The 1612-nt window shown below is 60.5% G+C and carries 2 protein-coding genes; both read right to left on the minus strand.

The window, feature by feature from the left end; translation table 11 throughout:
- The coding region (locus V6M52_RS14575; protein WP_332701538.1) for an acyl-CoA dehydrogenase family protein at window positions 1-926 on the minus strand (926 nt) is incomplete at its 3' end.
- Window positions 927-981: 55 nt separating this feature from the next.
- A partial coding sequence (locus V6M52_RS14580; RefSeq protein WP_332701539.1) for a GntR family transcriptional regulator occupies window positions 982-1612 on the minus strand: 631 nt, incomplete at its 5' end.

Raw genomic sequence — 1612 nt, forward strand, 5'->3', positions numbered from 1 at the left:
TCCTTGACCCATGCAGCGCGGTAAACGAGCAGAGCGGCGGCATCTATTGCCGTGGCCATGTCGGCAAGCTTGTCCTGGGTAAGCTGGAAGGTGCTCAGGCTCGATCCGGAGATCTGCCGTTGCGTGACCCTTAGCAAGGCATGATCGAGGGCGCGACGCGCCATGCCGACGGCCGAGGCGCCCACGCTGGAACGAAATACGTCCAGCACACTCATGGCAATCTTGAAACCGTCGCCTTCCTGCCCGATAAGTGCATCGGCAGGCACACGGCAGTCGGTAAACTCCAAAGAGCCCAATGGGTGCGGCGCAATCACCTCGATGCTTGCACTGACGGAAAAGCCGGGAGTATCGGCCGGGACGATAAAGCAGGACAAGCCCTGTGCGCCCCCACCTTCCCGCGTCCTGGCGAAAACAACATACTGATGGGCGAGGCCCGCGTTCGATATCCAGGTCTTGGCGCCGTTGATGATCCAGTCGCCGCCTTCCTTGTGTGCCGCGGTCGCCATGTCGGCGGGGTTGGAGCCCGCTTCTTCTTCGGACAAGGCAAATGCGGCAATGCGATCGCCGGCGATGACGGCGGGAAGCCATTGCCGGCGCTGCGCTTCGCTGCCGAACAGCGTGATGGCCGCCGTACCCAGGCCCTGCATCGCGAAGGCGAACTCAGCCAGGCCGGAGCGGCGCGCCAGCATATCGCGAATCAGACACAGGCTGCGCGAGTCGAGTTGCCCATCCAATGACGCCGCATGTTCGAGCCAGCCGCCCGCCCCCAGCGCTTTCACCATTTGCGGGGCGATGGCGTATACGTCGGCGCCCTCATGTTCCTGGTGAATGAGGGCCTGGAGATCTTGCTGCGCAAATTGCTCCAGTGCCGCGAGTTCGCGATGCCTGGCATCAAAAAAAGGCCATTTCAGTGTCTCGTCGAACATATTTCCTCTTTGGTTTTACAGTTCCCGGCCTTTGCGGCTCGTGGATGATGGATGGTCAGGTGCTGCGCCGCTCCGGAAGCAGGTCGAGCTCAAGCTTTACAAACTTGGTGGGAAATTCCAGCCGCGCGTAATAGATTACCCGGCCGTCGGCACAAGCGTAACGGCGCAACTCTGCAACGCTTTCGCCCACCTGCAGCTGCAGGGCATGGGCCGACTGGAAGCCGGCGTTGATGATGGTGAGCTTCTGGCGCGATTCCGACACCACCAGGCCCGGAATACGCGCAATGACCGAAGCCGCCGCCGAGCTCTTGAATTTTTTCCTGTGCTTCTGGAAAAGATCGCTGGCGATGAATACTTCGCTATAGCAATAAGGCACATTGTCTTTACTGTGCAGCCGGCAAAGGTATTGATACGATGCCGCCGGCTGCCCCTGGCAATGCATGCCCATATCAGGCAGCGCGGCGATGGCGTGTTCCGACTCGACAATTGCCTGAGTACCCAGCAAATCGCTCAAGGCGACTGCCTCGTCCCAGGTCGTGGGCAATTGAAGCTCCGTCACGCTGGCAGGGCGGCTTTCGACAAACGTGCCTTTTCCGCGCCCCCGCCGTATCAAGCGGTCGGATTCCAGCTCGCCCAGTGCATTGCGCAAGGTCATGCGCGACACCTTGTAGGTCTGCATGAGATCT

It is taken from the genome of Devosia sp. (assembly GCF_036676215.1).
Classification (GTDB): Bacteria; Pseudomonadota; Alphaproteobacteria; order Rhizobiales; family Devosiaceae; genus Devosia.